The 20723-nt window shown below is 69.9% G+C and carries 22 protein-coding genes; 19 read left to right on the plus strand and 3 right to left on the minus strand.

Annotated elements, in window-relative coordinates:
* Positions 1 to 46: 46 nt before the first annotated feature.
* Positions 47 to 832, plus strand: coding sequence for a hypothetical protein (locus IE206_RS33910; RefSeq protein WP_189969069.1), 786 nt, complete (start codon positions 47 to 49; stop codon positions 830 to 832).
* A gap of 12 nt (positions 833 to 844) precedes the next feature.
* Entirely contained in the window at positions 845 to 1768 is a 924-nt protein-coding gene (locus IE206_RS33915; protein ID WP_189969071.1) for a hypothetical protein, read from the plus strand.
* Positions 1769 to 1871: 103 nt separating this feature from the next.
* Here IE206_RS33915 and IE206_RS33920 read toward each other — a convergent pair whose 3' ends face one another.
* Positions 1872 to 2354, minus strand: a complete 483-nt coding sequence (locus IE206_RS33920; RefSeq protein WP_189969073.1) for a TrmO family methyltransferase domain-containing protein — start codon at positions 2352 to 2354, stop codon at positions 1872 to 1874.
* Positions 2355 to 2408: 54 nt separating this feature from the next.
* Positions 2409 to 3797, minus strand: a complete 1389-nt coding sequence (locus IE206_RS33925; protein WP_189969075.1) for an NsdA family TPR-like regulatory protein — start codon at positions 3795 to 3797, stop codon at positions 2409 to 2411.
* Positions 3798 to 4047: 250 nt separating this feature from the next.
* On the opposite strand from IE206_RS33925, the gene IE206_RS33930 reads away from it, so the two are divergent.
* From IE206_RS33930 to IE206_RS33965, 8 genes are all read left to right on the plus strand, one after another.
* Positions 4048 to 4491 carry a DUF6415 family natural product biosynthesis protein gene (locus IE206_RS33930; RefSeq protein ID WP_189969077.1) on the plus strand — a complete coding sequence of 148 codons (444 nt, stop codon included), beginning with the start codon at positions 4048 to 4050 and terminating at the stop codon, positions 4489 to 4491.
* 96 nt (positions 4492 to 4587) lie between these two features.
* Positions 4588 to 5100: a hypothetical protein gene (locus tag IE206_RS33935; protein WP_189969134.1), complete on the plus strand. Its 513-nt coding sequence runs from the start codon at positions 4588 to 4590 to the stop codon at positions 5098 to 5100.
* The gene (locus tag IE206_RS33940; protein WP_189969079.1) at positions 5100 to 6404 is read left to right on the plus strand and encodes an ATP-binding protein; all 1305 of its coding nucleotides are present in this window, start codon (positions 5100 to 5102) and stop codon (positions 6402 to 6404) included. Before IE206_RS33935 ends, IE206_RS33940 begins: the two co-directional genes overlap by 1 nt.
* A complete protein-coding gene (locus IE206_RS33945) occupies positions 6404 to 6826 on the plus strand; it encodes a roadblock/LC7 domain-containing protein (protein WP_229853272.1) in 423 nt (140 codons plus the stop codon). Before IE206_RS33940 ends, IE206_RS33945 begins: the two co-directional genes overlap by 1 nt.
* 23 nt (positions 6827 to 6849) lie before the next feature.
* The gene (locus IE206_RS33950) at positions 6850 to 7179 is read left to right on the plus strand and encodes a DUF742 domain-containing protein (RefSeq protein WP_189969083.1); all 330 of its coding nucleotides are present in this window, start codon (positions 6850 to 6852) and stop codon (positions 7177 to 7179) included.
* A complete protein-coding gene (locus tag IE206_RS33955; protein ID WP_189969085.1) occupies positions 7157 to 7759 on the plus strand; it encodes a GTP-binding protein in 603 nt (200 codons plus the stop codon). Before IE206_RS33950 ends, IE206_RS33955 begins: the two co-directional genes overlap by 23 nt.
* Positions 7756 to 8952 (plus strand): cytochrome P450, encoded by a 1197-nt coding sequence (locus tag IE206_RS33960; RefSeq protein ID WP_189969087.1) that lies wholly within the window; start codon positions 7756 to 7758, stop codon positions 8950 to 8952. The genes IE206_RS33955 and IE206_RS33960 overlap by 4 nt, the downstream gene beginning before the upstream one ends.
* An 11-nt stretch (positions 8953 to 8963) precedes the next feature.
* Positions 8964 to 10202 carry a cytochrome P450 family protein gene (locus IE206_RS33965; protein WP_189969089.1) on the plus strand — a complete coding sequence of 413 codons (1239 nt, stop codon included), beginning with the start codon at positions 8964 to 8966 and terminating at the stop codon, positions 10200 to 10202.
* A 1856-nt stretch (positions 10203 to 12058) separates the two neighbouring features.
* On the opposite strand, the gene IE206_RS33970 is transcribed toward IE206_RS33965, so the two are convergent.
* Complete coding sequence (locus IE206_RS33970) at positions 12059 to 13468, minus strand: Twin-arginine translocation pathway signal (protein WP_229853273.1); 1410 nt, start codon at positions 13466 to 13468, stop codon at positions 12059 to 12061.
* Positions 13469 to 13770: 302 nt separating this feature from the next.
* On the opposite strand from IE206_RS33970, the gene IE206_RS33975 reads away from it, so the two are divergent.
* From IE206_RS33975 to IE206_RS34015, 9 genes are all read left to right on the plus strand, one after another.
* A complete protein-coding gene (locus IE206_RS33975) occupies positions 13771 to 14181 on the plus strand; it encodes a 6-pyruvoyl trahydropterin synthase family protein (RefSeq protein ID WP_189969091.1) in 411 nt (136 codons plus the stop codon).
* A complete protein-coding gene (locus IE206_RS33980) occupies positions 14178 to 14927 on the plus strand; it encodes a 7-carboxy-7-deazaguanine synthase QueE (RefSeq protein ID WP_229853274.1) in 750 nt (249 codons plus the stop codon). Before IE206_RS33975 ends, IE206_RS33980 begins: the two co-directional genes overlap by 4 nt.
* A 246-nt stretch (positions 14928 to 15173) precedes the next feature.
* Entirely contained in the window at positions 15174 to 15620 is a 447-nt protein-coding gene (locus tag IE206_RS33985) for a GTP cyclohydrolase I (protein WP_268254459.1), read from the plus strand.
* 39 nt (positions 15621 to 15659) lie between these two features.
* Positions 15660 to 16187, plus strand: a complete 528-nt coding sequence (locus IE206_RS33990; RefSeq protein WP_189969093.1) for a phosphoribosyltransferase — start codon at positions 15660 to 15662, stop codon at positions 16185 to 16187.
* Positions 16177 to 16953, plus strand: coding sequence for a dTMP kinase (locus IE206_RS33995; RefSeq protein WP_189969095.1), 777 nt, complete (start codon positions 16177 to 16179; stop codon positions 16951 to 16953). The genes IE206_RS33990 and IE206_RS33995 overlap by 11 nt, the downstream gene beginning before the upstream one ends.
* Entirely contained in the window at positions 16943 to 17980 is a 1038-nt protein-coding gene (locus tag IE206_RS34000) for a radical SAM protein (protein ID WP_189969097.1), read from the plus strand. Before IE206_RS33995 ends, IE206_RS34000 begins: the two co-directional genes overlap by 11 nt.
* Before the next feature lie 41 nt (positions 17981 to 18021).
* Positions 18022 to 19083 (plus strand): DegT/DnrJ/EryC1/StrS family aminotransferase, encoded by a 1062-nt coding sequence (locus tag IE206_RS34005; protein ID WP_229853275.1) that lies wholly within the window; start codon positions 18022 to 18024, stop codon positions 19081 to 19083.
* A 76-nt stretch (positions 19084 to 19159) separates the two neighbouring features.
* The gene (locus IE206_RS34010; protein WP_229853276.1) at positions 19160 to 19930 is read left to right on the plus strand and encodes a nucleoside/nucleotide kinase family protein; all 771 of its coding nucleotides are present in this window, start codon (positions 19160 to 19162) and stop codon (positions 19928 to 19930) included.
* Positions 19927 to 20709, plus strand: a complete 783-nt coding sequence (locus tag IE206_RS34015; RefSeq protein WP_189969101.1) for an HAD family hydrolase — start codon at positions 19927 to 19929, stop codon at positions 20707 to 20709. The genes IE206_RS34010 and IE206_RS34015 overlap by 4 nt, the downstream gene beginning before the upstream one ends.
* Positions 20710 to 20723: the final 14 nt, after the last annotated feature.

Genomic DNA, 20723 nt, shown 5'->3' on the forward strand with positions numbered 1-20723 from the left:
ACGCCCCCGAGACCGACCCGCCATCCCCGCGATCTCAAGGAAGACGATGCAGGACACCGACAGCACGGAAGCCAACCGGTCCTCAACACCCAGGGCGCGCCTGGCCAGTAGCCCGCGGCCCGCGGCGCTTCAGAACGCCCGGGCCGTGCAGGTGGACCCTGTTGAGCGGTCGGCGCGGGAGGAGGCCGTCCATCTGCTGGCGCAGGCCTTGCTGGCCGCGGGGACCGGAAGCGCGCCGTGGGTCGGCTTCATGCCAGGTGATGCCGCAGTGACCGTTGGGGTCTACGAAGAGGGCCGCGAGGCGCTGTGGAGGTGTCTGCCCGAAATCCGCTGTGTAGAAGGTGGTGACCCGGCCGCGGCGACCGAGCGGGTTCTGCGCGCACACGCCATCAGGGCCGATGTCACCGTTGTTCCGCTGCCGGCCGGGCTGCACATCCTTTTCGAGACCGCCGACGACGCCGTACGCTGCGCGGCCCTGATCAGAGCCCGCCTTCCGTGGGACCTCAGGGTCGTCGACCAGCTACGAACGGGTCTGCAGCGGGTGGGAGTTGTGCAAGCCGGAGTGCGCGTCGCCGGTCTGGTCCGGGTCTCGGCGCTGCTGCCGTGGGAGGCCGCCGCACTTCACCAGGCCCTGGGCGGCACCCTTCCCAAGGATTTCGACGAGGACGACCCCGATCACTTGGTCCCCGTTGTCGGGCTGCTGGTCCCGCTCCTGCGCCGCACCGTAGGCGGTGATGTCCGGATTGACGTGATCCGGGACCCGGACCGGCCGGTCGTGATCTCTCCGTTGACGGTGGATCAGGCCGAGCGGCTCGGGACCGCCCTCGGCTGAAGGAAATCCCACGTGAGCATCGCGAACACGCCCATCGAGCAACTGCTTGAGCGGGCCCTTCTGCAGGCCGCATCTGTGCCGCCTGCCTATGACCCGGCGAATTCGGCGCGCAGCGGGCCGGATCTGGTCAACTGGCACCTGCGCCGGCTGGGGATCGGCGACATCTGGCTCATGGCGAACGGCCTGGGACACTCGATCCGGGTCGACGGGCTCGGCTGGTGCCGCGCCGAGGCCCTCGAGGACGCCTTCTGGCCTGACCAGGCCGACCTGTGCGTCGCCGTCACATGGTTCCCGGACCGTCGGTTCCAACGCCGCTACCTCGCCGGCACCGTGCCCCAGGACACCGAGGACCCATGGCGCGAGCGCACGGATGCCGTCATCACCGCCATCGAATCGACGGGCTTCGTGGCCGAAGAGCGCGGCCCACGCCGCACCCCCCACCATCACTCCAGCAATAAACTGCTGGTCTACCGGATACCGAACGGACTCAGCCCACAACGCCAGCCCCCGGACGCTTGGGCGGGCATCGAGCCGTGCCCGCCGAACTTCCGCCGCAAGGCCTGGTACCCGGACAAGTCACCGCAGGACGCCGTTCAGGAAGCCCTCGACGGCGTCCAGGAATTCGCCCGCCCGCGCTACCGCGCCCCGCACGTGCCCGCCGGGACAGGAGTCTGTCTGGTTCGGGACGTCACTCAGTTGGTCTGGCCCGTCGGCGCGGAACTGTGCGCCCACCTGATCTGGCGGCCCGCCCCCGAATTCGGCCGCACCGCCGACGGGGCTCTCCCGTCCGGTGCGGCCGAGCACTGGACCGCCCGGCTCGCCCAGATCACCGACACCCTCAGCACGGCCGGCTGGCAGGTACGACAGCGCACGCGTCCCTGGGCCCCCCACAGGGACGACTGTGCCGATCTCCTCGTATGGCGCCCGGCCCGATAGCCACGGCCCGTGCGTCTGGCTCGACGCACCCTCACCTTCCACAGGAATGAATCTGATGCACCTCGCTGATATCACTCTCGGCACGGACCGTGCCGGTCTCAGGTCAGGGACGTGCGCTGGAATCGGCCCAGTAGTTGGGCAGCATTTCCTTGACCCATGCGGGCTCATCGACAGGGCCTCGGGGGCCCATCTCCTCGAACCACGGAAGGAGCGCCAGCACGGGTGTGCCGTCCACGGCATCGAGGTCCGTGACGTGAATGTCGCGTCCGTCCACGCACAGCAGCCTCGGACGAGAGATGCCGATTTGGTCCGGGCGGCGGTGGTTGCGGTGGGCGAACGTTCCCGTTGCCGGCCAGTTGGGATTGTTCCGGGGACTGCGGGCGTGGAGCTCAATATCCTCCGGCCTGGCGCGCGTCATCTTCCACACGACCTCTACGTGCGAGAAGGCATCAAGGCCCTGGAGGGTCTCCACTGGGTACTCGGGGTCCAGGCGGATGATCGCTTCTACGCCGCCCTGGTAGTCGTCGTGGACGGTGGTGTGGCCGCCGACCACCGTGGCGATCTGCGGAATTTCGAATGCCGGCACTGCGCGCCTCCCCTGTCCTGCATCGCCCAGGTGCCCTGGGCCGTCGTTGCCCCGTCAGCCTATGGTGCGGAGCATCTCGCTGGCGCGCTGGTCGAGTTCGGTGACATGCCGGCCGCCGCGCTGGCGTACTGGGGACAGGTCGCGCCGCATGCGGACGATGACGTCGCGGGCGCGTCCGGAGTGGACGCCGGCCATGGTGTCGAGGGCCTGGCTCCAGGTGTGGCAGGCCTCGTCGAGCCGTCCCTGACGGACTTGAACGGCTCCGAGGTAGCCCAGGGTCACACTGTGGGTGCGCGTGTAGAGCTGGCGGCGGCGTGTGGCGACGCTGCGCTTGAAGTGGGTTTCAGCGTCCCTCGGCTGCCCCATGTCACGCAGGGCGCAGGCTGTTTCATGGGCCAGGGAGGCGTCCTGGAAGAAGCCGACACGGCTGGGGGCGTCGTCCCGGTCGGCGCGGGAGAGGTCGCGCTCCGCGCGGCTGATGGCCGCGAGGGTGCCTGCACGATCGCCGCTGGCTGCGAGGGCTCGGGCGTGGACGATCGCGAGCAGTGCCCGCTCGCGTTGGCTGGCCTGGCCATAGCGGTCGTGGGACATGGAAGCGTCGGCCAGGGCGAGCGCTCGGTGAGGGTGCCCGAGGTCGACCGCTTGGTGGGCGAGAGCGCGCAGAATGTGCCCGCTGAGCGGGCCGTCACCTGCTTCCGCTGCGAGCCGGGCGGCCGCGGTGAGGTAGCGCTGGGCGGTGCGGTGGTGGGAGGCGTCGAAGGCCATCCATCCGGCGAGGTACGTCATCTCTGCCACGGCCGAGTAGGTATCGCGACCAATCTGCTCCGTGGCGAAGGTGCTGCCGAGGAGCGGTATGGCCTCGTCACGAAGGTGCCCGGCGAGGGCTGTTCGCCCGGAGGCTCCACCGCGCTGCTGGTCCCGCGCGGAGTAGAAGGTGGTCAGATTACGGACGTCGTCGATGTCGCTCTGAGCTACCAGCCGGGGGGAGACGGCCGGGCGTTGCGCCGCCGCGGCAGGAGCAGCTGCCCACCACGCGTCGGTGGGCAGGGCAAGACCGGCAGCCGAGTAAGCGGCGGTCGCGAGGAGCTTGCGTCGGTGCATATCCAGGTCGTCGCTTCCGATCTCGGCCAGCACGGTCAGGGAATCGACGCGCCAGTCAGGACTGGGGCCGGCCTGGTCTGCGACGGTGGAGTCCAGACCGATGTCGGTCAGGGTAAGCCGGCGTCCAAGCCTGCGCGACAGCGTCTCGCAGAGGATATGGGGCGTCTGCCCGCTGGGGCGCACTCCCCTCACCCACTGGGACATGTGGGACCGCGTGACGGCGAGCAGTTCCGTCGCTCCGCACTCCGCGGCGACTCTCACGAAGGCAGCGGCGGCTTGGCCTTGCTGCCAGCCAGCTTCACTCAGCAGTGCAGCAAGCGCCTCGTTGCGCGTGTAGGCCATGGCCTGCCCCCTGGACCGGAGTTGATCTTTAGCACCTTTAGCGGCATCGGCGCTCGTGCGGGGATGTCGTCGGGCGCCGATTCACGGTTGCCTCAACGTAGCGCTTCCGCCGGGCCGTTCGCGTGCCTGACACCGCCTCAGATCAACCAACTTGACTTGATTCAACTGGAGTTGTGCCGTGCACCGTTCGCTGGGCGACCGCCCGGACGTCTCTCACCGTGTCACTCCGAGGAGGAAGGAGAGCGCATGTATGGGGCCCGCCCCGGAACGGGATCACGCCACGGCAGCGGCGGAGACGGTGGCGCTCGTGCTGGACGCGAACTCGCCGCTGCCCGAAGGCCCCGCCGACGTCGAGGACCTCACGCGGCGCCTTCGCGGCCACATCCACCAGCTGGGCGTCCTCGTTCCGCCCGGAGAGCCCACGCTGAACCATGCGCAGCAGCTCAGTTCGGCGGGTACTCCCACGGGCTACATGCCCAGCCGAGTGCATCTCGTCATGCTGGCCGAGGTGACCCAAGAACTCGTGGCCACCGTGCGGGACACGGCGGCGCCCCGGACAGTGCCCACGGCGGGATGGCCCCGGGATGGGGTGTGGTGGAGGCGGTGGCGGCCCAGCCGCAACGCCGTCCGCGGAGTGGTGTTCGTCCTCGCGATGGCCGTCGTGATCACCGCAGCGTCGCTGCCCCGCCAGTGAGGCAGCCGTGTGGCGTGACAGCCACGCCCTGACACATCGGACCTGTCCCCCTGTATGCCCCGCTTCTGCGGGCCTTCGCACCACAGATCGGACATCATGGATTTGCCGCGTATCGAGGACCACGCGCTCGTCGGAGACATGCAGGCCGCGGCTCTGGTGGGCCGCGACGGGTCGACGTTGTGGCTCGGTCTGCCGCGCTTCGACATCCCGCCCGGCCCTCCGGTCGCTGTGAGGGTCGGCGCCGATTTCGAGACCGCGGCCCTGCCCGAGCAGTCCGCCCGCCAGGCCCTGGACCTGCTGGGCCACATCCGTCCGCACCCGGTGGGCGCCGCGATTGGCACCGGCGGCCGGTGGGTGCTCATCCTGCCGCCCGGCTCTGGCCAGGGCCTGCACTGGCCCTGGCCGGTGGAACACCGCGATACCGGCGTCCTATCCGTGCCCCCGCTGAGCGCGGGTCCGGCCGAGGAACGGCACTGGGCCCGGCTCGGCAACAGCGAAGGCCGCCTGTTCACCTCACCCCTGCTGCTGCACGCGGTACTGCCCCTACTCGCCCCCTTGCGGCCGCCGACTCCGGCCGCCCCAACTGACCCGATGTCCGTGAGGAATTGATGAGCACCTTTATTGAAGCCGCAGCGGTCACGGTACCGACGATGCTGGCCCTGGCAGGCGGAGTCACCGCGTGGCACCTGAGTGTGCGACTGGGGAAGGCGCGGGACAGCGCCGAGCTCCTTGCCCGGCAGCTGCGGGCCACGGAGGTGTCCCTGGGCGAGGTGGCGGGCCATGTCATCCCTGCGCTGCGGGCGGCAGCGGTGTATCCCGGCGGCGGCCACGGTGTCGGATTCACCCCGCCGCTCGAGCTGGCAGGAATCCCGGTGGCGGACAAGGTGCAGGCCGTCGTCGCCTCTGTGGACCAGGCACTTCGGCAGGTGCAGTACGACGGGCAGATAGCCACCCGTCAGGCGGTGTCCGAGATCCAGGAGGCTGCCGATGTCAAGGCCGCCGAAGCCCGCAGCACAGCCGATCAGGCCGCGCAGGCGGCGGTGCGGGCCTTCGCCACGTCCCTGGTGGGCAGCGCCGCCCGGGTCAGCCAGCAGATCAGCGAGGGCATGCGCCGGCATGCCGACGACGACGCGTACGCGACGCTCGTCACCATCGACCGCCTCGTCCAGCAACTGCTCCTGGCCGCGCAGAACTACGTGATCCTCGGCGGGGGGAAACTGCCCCGGCGCTGGCCAGAAACCTCCCTGACCGACGTGATCCGCGCGGCCATGGGCCACCTCAACGGATTCGAACGGATCACCGTCGAGGAGTCCGACCCGCCCGCCGTGGTCAACCGGGCGGTGGGACCGGCCGTCCACACGCTCGCCGTACTCCTCGACAACGCACTGCGGAACTCGCCGGCCCCCTCCGAAGTGCGCGTCCGCGTACTGTCCGGCCATCACGGCACCACCGTGCAGATCGACGACCGCGGACTGGGGATCAACTCCGAGACCCTCCACGACGCACGCCGGCTCCTGGCCGGCGGGCAACTCCAAGCCGTCACCCAGCTCGGAGCGCATCCCCGCACCGGGTTCGCCGTAGCTGCAATCCATTCCCGCAACTACGGCTTCAGTGTCGAACTCGAATCTCCGAACGTCTACCACGGCACCCGAGCCGAACTCTGGCTGCCCAACGCCCTGTTGACCACACTCACCCAGGCCCCGGCGGCGCCGGCGGAACGCGCACCCGCCGCATCAGAACCCGCAACCACGCCCAGTGGCCTGACCGTGCGACAGCGTCCCACCGCCACCGCTCCGCAGCGGGCCGCGGGCCCCGCACCGGCCCGGCCCGGCAACCTCATGGCGGCCGCCGCCTGGGCAGCCGGCACCCGCCGCTCGCGCCAGTCGACCACCTCCACCGAAGGAAGCTCATGATGTTCAGCGACACGCACGCCAACAGCCTCGGATGGCTGCTCGATGGCGAACTCGGCAGCGTCAACGGCGTCAAGTGCGCGGTGCTGTTCAGCGGCGACGGCCTGCTGTCCTCCCGCACCACGTCGCTCGAACAGGAGCAGGCCGAGAAGCTCGCCGCGCTCGGCAGCACCTTGCGCGGTGCCGGGCACGCCTACAGCAACGAGTTCGACGGCGGTGATGTCTGCCAGCTCCTCGTGGAGCTGACCAGCCACTTCGTCCTGATCACGCAGGCCGGAGAGAACACGGTGCTGCTAGTGCAGACCTCCGGCGTGGACGCCGACATCGACACGATCAGTCACCAGATGAACCAGCTGGTCGAGAGGGTCGGCCATGAGATGAAGGCCGAAGCGCGCCGGCCGTCCCCGGAAGCCCCCCTCAGGTGACCGGGCCGCGGCGGGACCCGGACATGGTCAGGCCCTTCGTCCGCACCAACGGGCGCACCCGGCCCACGCGGGCAGACATTCGCCTGGAGTCCCTGGTGCTCGCCGCGACCGGCTCGGCCCAGCTGCCCGGACCAGATCACCGCCGGGTGCTGGCCCTGGCCCGCAGCGTCCGGGGCGGCCTGGCGGTGGCCGACATCGCGGCCGGCCTGAAGCTGCCCCCGTCCACGGTCCTCATCCTCGTCTGCGACCTGATGGACAGCGGCCATCTGGGCAGCCCCGTCAATGCTCGCGAAAATCAGCCCGACATCGACATCCTGAGGGAGGTACTCCGTGGCCTACAGGCCAAGGTCTGAATGCCACCCCACCAGCGCGGTCCGCTCCGCGAAAATCGTCGTGGCGGGCGGTTTCGGGGTCGGAAAGACCACCTTCGTCAGCGCGGTCTCCGAGGTGCCGCCGCTGCGCATGGACGAGCCGATCACCACGGCGAGTGTCGGCGTGGACGACCTCACCGGCGCCCCGGACAAGTCGACCACGACCGTCGGCGTCGACTTCGGCCGCATCCACATCAACGACGCGCTGGTCCTCTACCTCTTCGGTACCCCGGGGCAGGACCGGTTCCGTCCGCTGTGGCAGAGCCTCACCGCAGGCGCACTCGGCGCCCTGGTCCTGGCCGACACCCGCGACCTGGACGCCTCCCACGAGCACCTGGGCCTCCTGGAGAACCACAACATCCCCTACGCCGTGGCGATCAACCACTTTGACGGAGCCCCCGTCCATCCGCCCCACGAGATCCGCCAAGCCCTCTCGTTGGATCCCAGCACCCCGCTGACCGGCTGCGACGCACGCGAGAGGCGATCCAGCTACCTGGCATTGATCGAACTCGTCGAATACCTGACCGCCCGCCACCTCCGCTCCCTGGAGATCCGCCCGTGAACGCTGCCCCCGGCACGACAACACCACCCCGCATCGCGCTGTACGAGGCGGAGTTCGCCGACGACCCGCACTCCGCCTACGCCCGGATGCGTGCAGAGCACGGCCCGTTCGTCCCCGTCGACCTGGCCCCTGGCCTGCCTGCGACCCTGGTCATCGGCTACGACCAGGCCCGCCGCATCCTCACCGACCCGGCCCGCTTTCCCGCCGACCCGCGCAGGTGGGAGCAGAAGGTCCCGGCCACCTGCCCTGTGCGGCCGATGATGGAGTGGCGGCCCAACGCGCTGCGCTCGGCCGGCGCCGCGCACGACCGCTACCGGTCGGCGAACAGCGCCGCCCTCAACCGTGTCGACCAGCACCGGCTTTACGACCTGGTCGGACAGGTCGCCTCCAGCACGATCGCCGAATTCCGCTCCGCGGGCCGCGCTGACCTCCTGTCCCAGTTCGCCTCACCGATCGTCTCCCAGGTCCTCGGCACGCTGCTGGGCTGCCCGGACGACGTCGGGCGGCGCATCGCTGACGGCATGGGCGCGATCTTCGACGGTGTGAACGCCGAGGCCGGCAACGTCGTCCTGTCCGAGGCGGTCTCCGACCTGGTCGCCCTGCGCCGTCGCCGGCCCGGCGACGACATCACCTCACGCCTGCTGGCCCACTCCACCCGGCTCGACGACACCGAGATGGCACACCAGCTCGTCACGCTGTACGGCGCCGCGATCGAACCGCTCGTCAACCTGATCACCAACGCGCTCCTCAAAATCCTCACCGATGAGGGGTTCTCCGCGACTGTGCACGCAGGCTGGGCATCGGTACGCGAGGCGCTGGACCAGGTCCTGTACCGAGACCCGCCCCTGGCGAACTACGCCATGAGCTACCCGCCGAACCCCGTCACCCTCGACGGGGTCCGGCTGCCCGCCAACGAACCGGTCGTGATCTCCATGGCCGCCTGCAACAACGACCCCGCCGTGGACAGCCCCACCGGCGGCTCGGGAGACCGGGCCCACTTGTCCTGGAGCGCCGGCCCGCATGCCTGCCCCGCCCGCCCGCACGCCTATCTCATCGCCGAGACCGCCCTCACCCACCTCCTCGACGCCCTGCCAGACATGGACCTCGCCTGCCCCATCAGTGAACTCACCTGGCGCCCGGGCCCGTTCCACCGCGCCCTGACCCGCCTCCCGGTCCGCTTCCCCGCCGCCTGAAGGAGCCCCCTGTGGAACACCAGCCCACTACCCCGATCGTGCTCGACCTCACCGGCGCCGACCACCACGGCGAACACGAGACGCTACGCGCCAGCGGGCCCGCGGTCCTCGTCGACATACTCGGCGTGACGGCCTGGTCCATCACCGACCCCGCCCTGCTCAAGACACTGCTGACCAGCCCCGACGTCTCCAAGGACGGCCGAGCCCACTGGCCCGACTTCCAGGAGGTCATACAGACCTGGCCCCTGAACCTGTGGGTGGGGGTGAACAACATGTTCACCGCATACGGCTCCGACCACCGGCGGCTGCGGCGGATCATCGCCCCCGCGTTCGCCGCCCGCCGCATCGCCGACCTCACCTGCGTCGTCGAAGCGATCGTGACAGACATCCTCGACCACCTCGCCACCTTCCGCGCCGACGAGACCGTCGATCTGCGCGAACACCTCGCGTACCCGCTGCCCATCGCCGTCATCGGCCACCTCATGGGAGTCCCAGCCGACCAGCGAACCGTCTTCCGCACTCTCGCGGACGGCATCTTCGACACCACACTGTCCACCAAACAGCAGCAGGCCAACACCAAGAAGCTCTACGCCGCCCTCAAACGGCTCATCGTCGCCAAGCGCTCCGCGCCCGGCGACGACATGACCTCCCTGCTCATCGCAGCCCGTGACGAGGAAGGCGACGGACACGGCCTGTCGGACGCCGAACTCCGCGACACACTCCTGCTGATGATCACTGCCGGCTACGAGACCACTGTCAACGTGATCGACCAGGCCATCAGCCTGCTGCTGACCCACCCCGAGCAACTCCACCGCGTCCAAGCCGGCGCCGCCAGGTGGAACGACGTCGTCGAGGAATCCCTGCGCCTGGAGCCGGCCGTCAAACACCTCCCTCTCCGCTACGCAGTCAAGGACATCCAACTGCCCGACGGCCAGACCATCGCAGCGGGCGAGGCGATCCTCGCCTCGTACGCGGCGGCGAATCGCCACCCGGACTGGCACGGCGAGAGCGCCGATGTCTTCGACATCAGCCGCGTCAGCAAGGACCATCTCGCCTTCGGGTATGGCGTCCACTTCTGCCTCGGCGCACCCCTCGCCCGACTCGAGGTGGCCACCGCCTTACGCATGCTGTTCACCCGCTTCCCCCGGCTCGAACTCGCCGTCCCTGCCACCCAGTTGCGACCCCAGGGATCCCTGATCAGCAACGGGCACAAGTCTCTGCCCGCCCAGCTCGGCCCGTCCGCAGCCTGACTCCCACTAGCCACCCGTTCGGAAACCGACAGACCCATCAACGTACGGAGCCCAGCATGTCCAACTCTCTGACACTCACAAGTGCTTCCCCCGTGCAGGAGATTGCCCACCAGTACGCGGGCGGTTTTGTCTCTGCGGTCGCCCGCGCCGCCGCCCCGAGACCGCCTACGGCCAAGCGCGTGCCTCTCAAAGAACTAGCCGCTGCACGGAAGGCCGGCCAGCCCTCTCCCACACTCGAACGCATCACCACGCCGGGGCACACGCCGTCCGCGTCGGCGTTCCAGTCCGCCTTGTAGCAACGGATGCCGCCCGTGCCAGTGCGGGCGGCACCCGGCTCGAGATTGACCATCACCGGCGTGAAGTCAGTGACATCGATCAGCAGAGACGGTTCACTCGCGCGTCTGACACACCATCCAGCCGGGTGGCGGGAGGCTCCTCCCACCACCCGGAAGGTCTCCCATCGAACAGCCGCCGCACGCGGACGTCACCCCCATGCCTGACGGAGCGAACCAGTGAAGACAGACCCCTGCGCTGCCCAGCGGATATGGCCCTTGCCACGCTGGCCGTATGAGATACGGCCGCTGCGCACCGATGCCGAGCTCGCTGCGGCCGCTGCCCTCGTCGAGGACCGTGCCCGGTGGATGGCCGACCGCGGAATCCCGCTTCCTCCTCACGTGGCCGCCGCCTTCCGAGACACCTCCGCTGACGCCGTGGGCTTGTACGAGTACGCCGGGGACGACGAGGAGGAACTGGCAGGCTGCCTGCTTCTGCATCGGCCGTTGACCACGCAGGCAACAGGCGAGGCTGCTACGCGGAGCCTGGGTATCTCCCTTGTCCACACGGCTCCTGGCCGCACCCTCAAGGTCGGCTGGCTGATCACTTTGTGGGCCGCGGACTTCGCCGAGCGAATCGGCGCACGGCGGGTGCACGCTGAAGCTCTGTCCCGGCACGCGGGCAGCGACCCCACGAGGGACCCGCTCCTCGAATACCTGTGCAGCCTCGGCTGGCAGGTCACCGGATCCGGCCACCCCGCAGAGGGCGGCGGCCGTGTCACCCGACTGCGACTGACTGCGCAGGAATGGGAGGCATTGAAAGCAGCCCTCCACTGCTCAGTCCCCCTCCAGGTCTCCACCAACCCAGCCCCAATGGGAGCGACTTCACCATGCAACCGTCCACTCTGATCCCTTACGAGCAGCGTCTACACCTCGCGTTACCACCAGCCCGCGACGTGCCGTCGCGGCAGGCTGCTGGCCCTGGGGCCCAGGTGCCTTTGACATTGAAATCCTTGGAGGCGCGTCGCAGGACGATCAACCGGGCGGCCCTCTCGCAGGCGGGGTCCGCGAGTGTTGTGGCGTACGCGTTGACCGTGGCCGACCAGACACCGAACGCAGACCTGGCAGCAGCCCGTGGCTACGCAACGATCAAACACCTGGATGTCGTGGCCACGATCGTCGACACCCTCGACTCGGTCGATGCCCGCGCCGACGAGCCCTTTCTTCGCCGCGGCTATGCCCGGGTGTTGCGGATGATGGCCGACCCAGACTCCCCGGTACGAGGCGAGTGGCCGTCAGCCGCACCGCTATCACCCTCGCGGCGCGCCTCTACGAGGACCAGCTGACCTGGTACGCCGGCCACCATGCCGGGCTCTGGCTCGTGCGCGGCGAAGCCACCATCTGAAACCCCGTCTCTGCACGGGCCGGCGAGCATCCACGACGACGAAACGCAGGAGGTGCGCGGTGCCCCAGGTCAGTTCCGCTCCGCCCATAGCCACCCACGGTCACCCACAACCCCGCCGGTTGAGGTCCGAGGCCGCGCCGACGCCTTCCTACCTCGCGGTCCAGGTCGCTTCGGGATCGCTACGCAGCTGTTCCGTCGGGGCGGATCGGCGCGGGAAGCGTGCGGAGCCGCTCGGCGAGTTCGGCTGCCGGAGGGGCCGTGGAGCTGTCGAGCAGGCGTCCGAGCCGGGCCAGGCGGTGGCGCGCGGTCGCTCGCAGCCGCGGGGGCGGGATCAGGTCAAGCACTCCGAGCGCGCGGTCGGCCGCCTGTTGCGGTGCGTGGCGTGCCTCGACGAGGGCGAGTACCAGCGTGGCAGCCACCCAGCCTGGGGTCTGTGGCGGTGCCGCGGCGATGGACTGGTTTGCGACATCGGCGGCCTGGTCGCAGCGCTCCAGCGTCAGGTATGCCTCGGCCACGTGCAGGCGGTGCTCGGCGCGGTCGTACCCGAAGCGCCCGGGCATCTCGACGCCGGACGCCATGATGGCGTCGCTCTCTTCGATGACGTTGTCTGCCTCTGCGGATTGGCGGAGTGCTGCCAAGGTGGGGAGGAGGGCCCAGCCGAGGAGCTGGGCACGGCGCAAGCCCGCTGGTGCGTGCTGGAGTCCGTAGTCAGCGTGTTCGCGGGCATGTTGCCAGTCCTGCCGGGCGATGGCGACCATGGACAGGGCTCCGCTCGCCCAGGCGGTCAGTGCCGGTTCCTCGGTGGACTGGCCGAAGGTGGAGGCGAGGGTGAGGTGTGTCCGGGCGCCGGCTCCGTCATCCAGATGCCAGCACAGATTCCCGAGGAGCGCGGAGAGCCAGCCCACTTGGCGGCGGAGGTTCCGAGCGACAGCCGGTTCAGCGTCGGCGACGGCGGTGGACAAAAGGGCACGGGTCTCCCGGACTTCGTCGAACAGGACGGCGGGTGGGTGCTTGCTGTAGTTGAGGGCGTAGTGCTCGACCGCCGCTTCGGCCAGGGCGACGAGGTCCGGCGAGCCATGGGGGGCGTCCAGGACGGCCCATTGGACGGATTCGCGGATGGCGGGCAGCCCGCTGGCGGTCGTCATGGAGTCCCTTCGGCCGGTGAACTTCTCTTCACGCTGAGGCTGACGGTAGTGGAGGAGTTGCGGGGATGCGCAAGCGCTGCACCACAAGCAGCGCGTGTCGAGGCCGAGCTGATCGGGCCGGGCCCCGTAGGCGCGGGAGATCATCAGCCGATGCTCGTCGCCGGGGTCTTCTTGACCGTGCTCGTACCGGCACAGTCTGGCTGGGGTCAGTCCTGGTGGCCGCAGGCCGTCGGCCCGGTAGACGGCGGCCACCTCGCGGACCGCCTGGGGCCGCGACCACCCCAAGGCCAGACGCCATGCCTCCATGGCTGTGAGCTCCGGCAGTGCCGAGCGCAGCGTGGTGACGATGCGCTCATGAGCGTGCCCGTCTCGCTGGCACTGTGCGCGTATCCGGGACGCCTCGCGCTGGATCTCCGCACGCCGGCTTCGGGAAACTCCGCTCACTGCTGGCCCCTTCGCCTTCGCCGTTCCGCCAAGTGCTCGGGCTGTACTGGTCCGCGCCGAACCCGAGACATTGCGCGGGTTCGGCAATGTTCCTACCGGAGACCGGCAATGACGGCTAGGCGGTCGCCGGTGCATCGTGAGAGGGAGCCCCTTGGAGCGCACCGAGGCCCTCTTCAGCCCGCCGAATCGCATCCGTTTCGGACCGAGGCGGCGTCCACCGCTGGACGCGCTCCGTGAAGCCGGGCCCGTACCCGCGTACGTCTCTGGCCGAAGTTGCCCTGTCCCAACTCCGAAGGACGATCATGGACTTCACTGCCGTTCCGCTCGTACCCGGCACCTTCACCATCGGTAAGAGGTTCGGTTTCGAGGCTGGTCACTTACTTCCCGGCCTGCCGCTCGGCCACAAGTGCGCGCGCCAGCACGGTCACAGCTACAAGGTCGAGCTTGTTCTTGCCTCGTCCTCCCTGGAGGAGCCCGGCTTCGTCGCCGACTTCGGCGCGCTCGCCCCGTTCGCGACGTTCCTTAAAAACGAGCTGGATCACCGCAACCTGCACGAGATTCTCCCCGTCGAGCCGACCTCGGAGTGCCTGGCCCAGTTTTTGGCCGGCTGGTTCATCAAGAACCTCCAACCGGTGATCCCGGGCCGTCTGGTCGCCGTCCTGGTCCGCGAGACCGGGCGCAGCTGGGCGCGCTTCGACGTGGAGGGGCAGTGACCACCGCATTCACGCCGGTCCCTTTGGGGCTGGCACGGGGGGACACCAATCCCCGGTTGATCGTCGCGGAACGTTTCGGCGTCGAGGTACCCACCTTCCAGGGGGAGGGCCCTAGTTGCGGGTGCCCGGCGCTGTTCATCCGTCTGTCCCGGTGCAACCTGACCTGCGCGCAGTGCGACACGAAGTACACGTGGGACTGGGCCCAGTTCGATTCTCGCAAGGAGTCGACGAAGCAGCCCGTGACGGACCTGCTGGCCTGGGCCGCGTCGTCGCCGGTCGGCCTGGTGGTGATCACCGGCGGTGAACCGCTGATCCAGCAGCGGAATGTGGCACCACTCGTCCGCGGACTACTGGAAGCCGGAAAGCAGATTGAGTTCGAGACGAACGGCACGATCGCGCCAGAGCGCGCGCTGCTGGTCGACGGGGTGCGGTTCAACGTTTCGCCGAAGCTGAAGAGCTTCGGTGTGGACGAAGGCAAGAGCATCGTGCCAGCGGCGCTGCAGGCATTCGCAGCCTCCGGACGGGCGGTGTTCAAGTTCGTCGCCTCCTCGGTCTGCGACCTCGACAGGATCGCCGCGCTCGCCGACGCCCACCAACTGGCGCCGGTGTGGGTGATGCCGGAAGGCACCACCGCTGAGGCGGTCACCGCACGCACCCGGGCCCTCGCGGACCAAGTCGCTGCCCGGCACTGGCACTTCACCACCCGGCTTCACGTACTGGCTTTCGCGGATGCGCGAGGCCGCTGACCACACTCACCCCCTGTCCGCTCCCCCAGGTCCTGGAAGCGAGAGAACCGATGACGACCAGCCTCGACCGTCCCGCGGCGGCCCCGAGCACCGCCGACACCGTGTCCGCACCATCTGCTGCACCCGTCGACATCGACCGGGTCGCGGACCTGGTCGCCCAGCTCTTGGTTGAGCTGGGTGAAGATCCCACCCGCGAAGGACTGCTCGACACCCCGGACCGCGTCGCGGCCTGGTGGAGCGCGTTTTTTGTCCCCGGACGACGCCTCGATGGCCACCTGTTTCACCGAGTCCCAGCTGGGCGACCAGTTGGTCATCGTGGGTGGGATGAGCGTGTGGTCGCTCTGCGAGCACCACATGCTGCCCATGAACCTGCACGTCACGGCCGGATACGTACCCGACGGCGGCGCGGTGGTGGGACTGTCCAAGTTCGGGCGGATCGCCCAGCACTACGCCGGGCGGCTCCAGGTCCAGGAGCGCTTCACCCGGCAGGTCGCCGAGCACCTTGTGGACGTGATCGGACGCAAGGACGTCGCGGTCGCCGTACGCGGTCTGCACCTGTGCATGAGCATGCGGGGCGTGCGGCTGGAGGCCGCCCGCACCACCACGCTGCACACAGGCGGCCAGTTCGCGATCGATCCGGTGCTCAACCAGCAGTTCGTCACTCTGGCCGGCGCCCAGTGGAACGCGGCCTGATCCCTGCCCGGTAAGCGGACCAAGGAGGAGGTGCAGCAGATGGATCCGTCACCGACGACATCGACGCACGCAGAGCGGCCCGGACCCCTGTACCTGACGTGGGACGACCTCACCACCGCGACAGCAACCCTCGCGCATCAGGTGGCGGCCGCAGGGATGCCGCAGGCGGTGGTAGGCATCGTCCGCGGCGGCCTGATCCCGGCCGCGTGGCTCGCCCACCGGCTCGCGATCCGCGACGTGCGGACCGTCGAGGTCACCCGCACGACCAGCGACGGCATCAACGCCGCCAAGAGCACGGTCCCCGCCGTCCGCAACCCCGCGTCGCTCGGCGACCTCACAGACCTGGACGTGCTGCTCGTCGACGACATCGCCGGCAGTGGCGGGACCCTCACCCACACAGCCCGGCTGATCCACGACCTCGGCCCCGCCCGGGTGCGTACCGCGGTCTTCGCCGTGAACCGGGCCAACTGGACGCAAAGCTCCGACCCCCACCGCGACATCGACTACATCGCCTCACTGACGGACACCTGGGTCGTTTTCCCCTGGGAGGGGCAGCATGAGCGCTGAACTGGAGCTCCCGGCAGGGTGCGCCGCGGACCGGAGGGAGCCGGGCACGACGGCCCCCGCCCTTCCCGGTCCCCGTGCCGCTGCCGGCTGTGTCCGCCCGTTGTGGGTGAGCGTCGAGGGTCTCAACGGGGTGGGCAAGAGCGAGGCCATCCGCGCGGTCGCGGCAGAGCTGGGCCCACGGTGCCTGCGGCTGAGCGAACTGACCGACCAGGACGGCGACACGCTGCCGGGCCAGGTGATCGCCGCTCTCCGCTCGACGGGCGACGTCTTCCTGCGGACGGGGCATCCCGTCGTCGAGACCCTGGCCTTCCTCGCTCTGAAGGTCCGCGAGTACGAGCTCCTGAGCGAGCGCAACTTGACCGGCGTCGAGGTGATCCTCGAAGACCGCGGGATCGACAGCACGGCCATCTACCAGGCGGTGATCCTGGCCGCCCAGCACCCGGGTGTACAGCCTCAGGCACTGGCGGAGCGCATCCTGGCGACGATGGCCCCATGGCGCCCCGCTCCCGACGCGACGGTCCTGCTGACCTGCGACCGGGAGGTAGCCAACAGCAGGTTCGCCGCCCGGACCGGCCGGGTGCTCGCCGACCGGGACCTCGTGGTGATCGAACAGGCCGAGGTCCTCTACCGCGACTTCGCCCGCGCCCGCCCCGACCGGTTCATCGTGCTGGACGTGAACGGCTGCAGCCAAGACGAGAGCGCGAAGGCACTCCGGGCGGCCGTGGAGGACCTGATCCAGCGGCGGGAGGCTGTCCATGCGTCGTGACATCACGCTCCTGTGGGGACTGCGCTCCCGCTGCGCCGTGGCCTGCCTGTACTGCTACTTCGGCATCGTGGAGGAGCACAAGGCCAGCCCGCCGGACCAGCTCGGCATCCTGTCGCATATCTCCCGCAACGACTTGAGCCGGGAGGAGATCACCGCGTTCGCGCGGACCCTGGAAGGCTCCCCGGTCGAGCGGGTCGTCATCGCCGGCGGCGAGCCGCTGGACTGGCCCGCTGCCCTGGACCTGATCGAGATCATCAAGAACGCGGAATGCGAGGTGGTCATCGCCACGAACGGCATCCCCCTCACTCGACCGGGGATCGCCGAACGTCTCGTCGAGCTTCAGGTGGACGGGGTGTCGGTGTCCCTGGACAGCGTGGACCCGGCCTCCAACGACCGCCTGCGGCCGTCGCGCTCCGGGAAGTTCGGCCACGCCGACGTGCTGGCCGGCATCCAGGCACTGCTGCGGGCCCGCGGCGCCGGCCCGGCGCCGCGCGTCGGGATCTACAGCGTGGTGATGCGGCCGGCGCCGCAGGAAATCACCCAGGTGGCACGGCTGGGCGCCGACCTCGGCGTGGACTACTTCGTGCCGCAGCCGATCTCCCTGGCACCCGATCACAAGCTGTTCGACGAACTCGCGCACACCCCCGAGGACACGGTGCCCGTGGCCCAGGAGCTGGCCCAGCTACAGGCCGACCCGGCGGGCCTGGAGGTTCCCTCACCTGGCTCCATGCTGCGCTTCGTCTCCGCGATCTCCACCCAGGTCAGCGGGCGCGTCAAGGAGTGCTTCGGCGGGGCGCAGCTGTTCTTCGTCCAGCCGGACGGCTCGCTGTGGGACTGTCCGTCCGATCGCCGGATCGCCGCGACCCCCGCAGAGCGACGGCGCACGATTGCCGGGGCGGACGCCCGGACGCTGTTCGACGGGCGGCCCCCGTGCACGGACTGCTCCCACTTCAGCCGGGACTGCGTGAACATGTGGCCGCTGGTCCTGGACATGCCGCGCCTGCTCAATAAGGAGTCCAGCCGATGACCCTTCCCTTGCCCCCCGACAGAGCGCCTCTCCTGCGAGAGATGACCGCCAGCCTGTCGGCCATGCCCGATCCGGCGGCCTCGGGCCATCTGCGGCTGTTCGAGGACGAAGCCGCGCACGCTCTCGGCACCGCGCACGCGGTCGCCGTGTCCTCAGGCACCACTGCTCTGCACGCCGCGTTGTCCGCCTGCGGGATCGGACCGGGAGACGAAGTCCTCGTCCCGGCGCTGACCGTGATCATGACGGTGGCACCTCTTCGCGCGCTCGGGGCCACGCCGGTGTTCGTCGACAGTGACCCGGCCACCTTGGACCTGGACTACGAGGATGCGGCCCGGAAGGTCACCGCCGGGACCCGGGCGATCATCCCGGTCCACCTGTGGGGCCGGATGGGAGACCCCGGCGCCCTGGCAGCGTTCGCGTCCGAGCACGGACTCGCGATCGTCGAGGACGCGGCCCAGGCCGTTGGCACCGTCCGGAACAATCGGCCAGCCGGTACGGTCGGCACGGTCGGCTGCTTCAGCATGAAGGACGGCAAGATCCTGTGGAGCGGCGAAGGCGGGTTCCTCACCACGGCCAGCAGCCAAGTCGCCGAGCACGCACGCGCCTTCCGCAGCCACTGGCAGCCCGCCCCACCGGGAGAGGCCCCGCTCAGCCGGCTGGCAACCAACTTCCGCCTCGCCGCCCCCTTGGCGGCTCTGGCTCTGGCCAACCTCCGCCGCATGCCCGGCCTCCTCGAGTGGCGCCGCTCCCAGACCCGATACCTCCTGAACGCCCTGCAGCGCGTCCCCGGTCTGAGCGCCCTCGCTCCCGCTGCGCGTGAGGAATGGAACGGCTTCTCCCCGCTGCTACACATCGGCCTGCCCGGCCCCAGGGCGTTCGCCGAACATCTCGCGCAGCAGGGCGTGCCGAACTCCACCGGCAGTTTCCGCCTCGTGCCCTGCGATACCCGGCCCCCGTTCCCCGTGCCGCAGCAGCCGTGCCGCGGCACGGCAGAGATCCTCGACCGCACGCTCGCCGTCGTCCTCGCCGAGGGCGACACTGCGGCCACCCTCGACCACTACGCCAACGTCGTCGCCCGGGCAGCCGCCGCGTGGGCACCATGACCGCCGGCCGGGACGCCGGCCCCGTCCGCAAGAGCCGCTCCGGCGCCCCGTCCTCGTCTCCGAAAGGATCCCGTCCGTGACGATCACCTCGGCACGCCACGCGTGCACCCGCGGCCCGCTGATCTCCACCGAAGGCCTCAACGGTGTCGGCAAGACCTACTTGACCAACCGTGCCGTCGAAGCCCTCAACGAGAAGCCGTTAGTGCTGGACGAGTTCTCCCACCGGGCGAACGGACGCCCCGGACTGGGCGAAGCCCTGCTCCAGGCGCTGCGCGAGGCCAGCACCGGCGACCCGTTCCTGCGCGGGGGCACCCCCATGGCCGAAGCTCTCCTGCTGATGGCCATCAAGCGTCACGACCTCGACACCCTGCTCCCCGACCTGGCCGGCAGGCGCACGGTCGTCGAAGGCCGCAGCGTCGACACCACGGCGGTGTGCCAGGCGCTGCTGCTGCACCCCGACCACCCGGACCAGGCCCTTGAGACGGCCCTGGCCCTGCTCGGCCTCGCGTCCTTCTACCGGCCGCTGCCCGATCTCACGATCCTGATCACCGACGACGCGGACCAGGCCCTCGTGCGCGCGCAGCGCCGCGACCAGCGGGTCTTCACCCCCGAGCAGGCCACGTTCATGCGTCAGGCGTGCGCGCTGTTCGAACGGGTCGCCGCCACCGACCCGGCCCGCTACAGCGTCATCGACCGGCGCCTCGTCGACGAGTACGAGGCCGCCGCGCAGATCCGGGACTGGATCGGCGGCGCCGGACCGGGCCTTGACTGCCTGCGTGAGCCGTGGGCGGGCGAGGAGGCGCCGTGCATCTGCTGCGGACACCGCGTGGATGTGGTGCCGGCATGAACGAGATGGTCCTCCCCCCGGGCAGCCCGAACCCCGCCCACGCCGCGGGCTGCTCGCCGGTCATCCCTGACGGCATCGAGGCCGTGGTCTTCGACTTCGACGGCACCCTCGCCGACACGACGGCCAACCAGGAGCAGTCGCTGCGGGCGGCACTCCAGCCGTACGGGCTCGACCTGGACACGAACTGGTACCGCCGGCACTGCGGCCTGTCCATCCACGACCTGCTCGCCGCGCTGCCGGGCGCACGGCAGCTGCCCCACGACGAGATCATCCGCCGCAGCCGCGCCCACCTCCTGGCTCACATGCACACCATCGCCCCCATCGCGTGCAGCGTCTCGCTCCTGCACGCGGCGCGCGAGGTCGGGCTGCCCTGTGCCGTGGCGTCGGCGGCCAGCCGCGTCCTCGTCCATCCCGGCCTTGAAGCCCTGGGCCTGGGGCCCGAGTTCGAAGCCGTCGTCACGCGGGAGGACGCCGCACGCGGCAAGCCCGCCCCTGACCTGTTCCTTCAGGCCGCTCGCCGCATCGGCGTTCCGCCGGAGCGCTGCCTCGCCGTGGAGGACTCCCCGGACGGTATCGCCTCGGCGCTCGCCGCCGGCATGCACGTGCTCAGGGTGGTCGACGGCCACCTGGCCCTCACCGGCGAGAACACCGAAGAGGCCGCGGGCCTGCCGTCAGGAGCCGGAGCACCGACGCTGCCCGGCTGCGCTCTCGGGCAGGCGGCCGCCCGCAGCCGCCCCGCATCCATTCCCGCGCCGTCGACCGCCGATTCCGACCGGTGACGGCTCCCAGCCGT

This window comes from Streptomyces violascens (assembly GCF_014649955.1).
Classification (GTDB): Bacteria; Actinomycetota; Actinomycetes; order Streptomycetales; family Streptomycetaceae; genus Streptomyces; species Streptomyces violascens.